This window comes from bacterium, from assembly GCA_008933615.1.
Taxonomy (GTDB): domain Bacteria; phylum CLD3; class CLD3; order SB21; family SB21; genus SB21.
The window spans coordinates 1-4,378 of sequence record WBUR01000075.1; the positions used below are offsets into that span (position 1 = coordinate 1).

The 4,378-nt window shown below is 48.7% G+C and carries 2 protein-coding genes and 2 pseudogenes; all 4 read right to left on the minus strand.

Annotated elements, in window-relative coordinates; translation table 11 throughout:
* Nucleotides 1–396: 396 nt before the first annotated feature.
* Complete coding sequence (locus tag F9K33_16295) at nt 397–888, minus strand: SMI1/KNR4 family protein (GenBank protein KAB2877503.1); 492 nt, start codon at nt 886–888, stop codon at nt 397–399.
* Entirely contained in the window at nt 866–2,194 is a 1,329-nt protein-coding gene (locus F9K33_16300) for an HNH endonuclease (GenBank protein KAB2877504.1), read from the minus strand. The genes F9K33_16295 and F9K33_16300 overlap by 23 nt, the downstream gene beginning before the upstream one ends.
* A 276-nt stretch (nt 2,195–2,470) precedes the next feature.
* Nucleotides 2,471–3,139: pseudogene (locus F9K33_16305) on the minus strand (hypothetical protein).
* A 45-nt stretch (nt 3,140–3,184) separates the two neighbouring features.
* A pseudogene (locus F9K33_16310) lies at nt 3,185–3,703 on the minus strand (DUF4157 domain-containing protein).
* Nucleotides 3,704–4,378 lie beyond the last annotated feature (675 nt).

The window sequence follows — 4,378 nt, forward strand, 5'->3', positions numbered from 1 at the left end:
ATGCATTACTTGCTCAAGAACGCTCCCGTCGCCGTAACTGAATCCGACTGGGCGGCGCTTTTGCCGTTGAAATTGAAAGACAGGGATTTCCTGTTGGCTGAGTAGAGGCGGTTATTGCTCCGCTTACTGAACGAAGTTACCCAGCAGGCCGAGGATCTTTCTGCCGCCTTCCTTTGCCGTTCTCTTGAGGAATCCTACGACGCCGGTCCGGAAGAGGTCGGCGATGAAGGGAAAGGGACCGAAAAGGACTATCGGTATGTTCTCAACGAGCTTGATGAGCCCGTCAAGGGTGTATTCTATGGCTGCGGCGCCGGCATTTACTTCCGTATCATCAGGACGTCAACTAAGCTGACAGGGAGCAGGTTCATGCACTGCATCTTGCGAAGGCGTTGTAATTCATTTAAGAGAATCAAAAAACTCGTGAAGACTCCTGGCAATTAAATACAGGTTTGAATAGTCATCATCTTGTGCTATTGAATAATCAACCTCATTCTCATGATCCCAGAAATAAATTGCCCCATTATCCTTATCCCCACAAGAGATGCAAATTAAATTTCCTCCAGGATCATGCGCAATGGGCAAGATGTGTTGTGGCATTCGCTTTACTTTTATTTTTACATCATCTACATAATCTTTCAGATTATCAGCTTCACCATCATATATTGCGAGAAACCAATCAATACATGATTGATTGGGTTTACCGTTTTTGCTTACATCAAAGACATTAGGTTCACAGCGCCCACCGTTGTAAGTCAATAAATGATTTCGATATTGCTCTGGAAGTTGCAGACCAACATACTCTTCAAAATCATTCAATTCTGCATTGGTTAGTGCCTTTTCAGTTTCAGTAAATTCCATTCTGCCCTCATTTGAGTTTTTCATCGCCATACCAAATAGACGCACCGCCCGTATGTCCTGTTAAGCGATGAATTTTTGAATCGACTAATTGCATCCTCCCTGTATTTTGATGGTGATGCCATGTATAACCTTTTGGAGTCCTTGAATATCCTGCAGCTTCATTCGCTGCTTTAAAGTCAAAATAGTCATTGCCTGTGGGTTCGATCATGACATCATTTGGTCCACCCTTATATAAATAGTCGTCAAAAACCGGAAATCCACTCTCATCAAAGGGTACACCGGTGACTGGATGATTCTTCCCTGCCAGATGCTGGTTTCGAAGTCGTACACCTTCCTTTGTTGTCTGTTCAGATAGATATTTTTCTCTTTCCTTACTTTTGTCAACCCCGTTTGTATCCTTCTCCGTACGCCTTTGGTCACTCTCCGTCTTCACCGGCCCTTCTTTTCCCTGCCGTATCCGTTCTTCCTTGATCAGTTTTTCTGTTTTTGGCAGATCGAACTCTTCTCCCGGATTGCCCAGAGAGTGGAGATTTCTTCGGGAAGTGCTCATGAGTTCAATGTCGCTTTTCGTTGCGCGCATGGATATGATCAGCATGGCAGAGGCGGCCGAGGCGGAGCGGATAACTTCCATCAATGCTCTTGCGCGAGTATCGGGATCTTTGATCTTCATGGCGCTGCTATATTGCTCTATGTATTGGTCTCCCAGTATGATTCCCTGAACGGCGTCTGTGCTGAATTGGCCTATTAGCAGGCCTTTGGCCATAGGAATGCCCCATTGTTTATTTGTGACGACGCGCCCTCCGGCCATCCAGGTTCCTGCCAGGACGTTTCCGAATATGGTTAACGCATCCATTGCATCTTCCGTTCCGTCGCCGAATCCTTCTTTGTGCCTCTGGTATATACTCAGGCTGGCTGCTGCGGATGATGATAATAGGGATGCCCAGAGGAGGGCGGTGGCAACGCGTGTACCCGGGATGGGAGCGATTGCGCCGATGGCTGTCAGTAATAGAGCACCTATTCCTGTCCAAAATCCCAGTGTGTCCAGAATCTGGATTACGGTATCCAGGGCATTCTGTCCTGTGGTGTTCATGCTATAGTCTATTTTTTCACCTGCTATATCCGATCCTATCTCCACTTGAATGCTTCCTTCAGGATATCGGTTGCCCCCTTTTGCCATTGTGGAAAGGGCATTGAGGAGTGCCTCATTCGCGTTTTTTCCTTCTCCATCGTATTCACCGGTCATCCAGCGAACAGCGGGGTTCGTTGTATCAAGTATTCTCCACTTCTCATGTCCGGAAGAGGATTCTATTTTTGCGACGGATAGTTTTAAGGGCATTACGTAGCCGCTTTCACGATTCAGATAGACTGCTTTTATCGGTGTGCGGATTTTGCCATGTACCGGTATTGCATTGGCAGTGGAGGTTAGGCGTTCTTTGGTTTTTTCAATTTGTTTTTTGTAGCTATCCTCAACTTTTGAGGATAGTTTATGAGAACCTGGTTGTTGTTCACTTTTTTTCAGGAGGTTGTAATACAACTGCAGGAACTCCAGTTCCAGTGCAGGATCGACTCCGCGTGTGCTTTCTTTGTTAAAGGCTTCATTCAATCGTTGTCGTTCGGGCACAACGACCTGAGGAAATTCATGATAGCGAACTATCGCTCCTCCGCCGGGAGGGTAGACTGTCAGACGGCAGATGATTCTGTGAACGCCGGTGTTTTTGAACTGGAACTCCTGTTTTTTCCCGGTGCTTCCTGCAACAACTGCTGAATCGTGTTGCTTGCCATCGGCACTGTCGGGCTGGATCATCTGCCATTGATAGGAATAACGTGGCGCTCTGGGGGTGTTAGAGCTGAGTTTCGGAAATTCGTAGCGAATCTTTGACCCGGGAACCGCTACACGGAATCCACCTTCCGGAAGAAGCTGCCACTCGGTTGCTTCACCCTTCTCCGGATATTCTACCAGGTATCTTGTGATTTTTTCATCCGTTTCTATTCCGTTTCTTGCAAAAAGGGCACGCAGTGCCTTCTTTTCATTTTCATCGGCGATTGTCCACAGATCGATATCGAGATTGATACTGAGATAGGGATGCTTTCTGGTGTTGTAATAGAGCAGGACGTCGCGAAATCGGTCAGGTTTTTTAAACAGGAGGCGCAAGATTTCATTTTTGGCTTCTGTCTGGATGAGTACCTTTGCCCTTCCATTGGCGTGATGATACTTGAGGAAAAGTCTTTCCAGTTTCTGGACTGTGCTTTGTGCATCAAAGTGGGACCGAGGCTGAGTCATCTCCTCCTTCGGCGCCCGATGCACACCAGTGCCGGTCGTGCCGCTCTGTGCTACGTGAGCAAGCTCATGCCCGATCAACCCGCGGCCTTCTGCCGTGCTCGGGTTATACTGATCTCTGGCAAAGACGATATCGCTGCCCTTCGCAAAGGCCTTTGCTCCGATAGAGTCGGCGGCCTCTTCTGCGGCTGCTCCTGTATGGACGCGTACGCGAGAGAAGTCATGGCCAGTATGCAGCTCATAGACGGCCTTTTGTTCTTCTGGTAAAGGCTGGCCGGTTTCTGCAAGGGCCGTGTCGACCTTCTCGGCCTGTGATTTGTTTAACGGGAAGCCTTCTTCTACTACCGTGCTCGCTTGCACGGCCGGTGCGCGGGAGATCGTAGTGGAGGGGGTGCTGGGTGCGTTAGGTGCTACCGTAGAACCCGTCTGTACATGCTCCTCACTTGCCGGAGGTCGGTAATAGGGATTGTGTCCCATGATGGCTGCATTCGGCGGACCGTTGTAAAAATAGGTCTGCCAGAGCCCTGCAACGGCCTCGCTCTGATGGATTCCTGGATTCACATCCATGCCCGGCATATACGGGAAGACGCGATAATCCTCAGGCTCGGCGGCGGGAATGAAGGTACCATCGACGAAGCGGCCGGCATCGGTGCGCGTATTTGTCTCCGATTGATCCGGTCGTTTTTCCAGCGGTGCGTATTCCATAAGTTCCCCGTATGACAAAGACATGCCGATCCGGATGCGAGCCCGGAGTTATCCAAACAGTAGAATCGTTGGGGTGATTCTGTGATCAGAATGATGTGTCGTTGTTGGATCTTATCATTGCACAAAAGATTTAATCGGGTAACTCTTTTTCTGTATCTGCCGAAAAAATTTGCGAATTCAGCAAAACTTGAATTTTTTTCCGGAATCAGAAAAAAGTGTTTCCCGATAATGCGAAGATGTGCATGGCTCGGCCATTGGATAGCCAACCAGCATGTTGCTTACAATGGCGTGAGGAACCCTTTCGACGAAAGAATTGAAAGAGTTACATTGAGGCGACAGCATCAATGGTCGAAAAGAGATAGTGTGTCAAACGTCAGGGATTTATAGCGGGGGCGAAAGCAAGAGGATAACCACAGAGGGCACAGCGGGCGCGGAGGGGAGGAAGGAGGAGAAGAATTCTTATTGCGAAATGGGGAGAGAGTTATTTCGAGTGCCGGTTAACGGCCGTCGCTTCCGGGCGAACGGTCATGCCTCCCC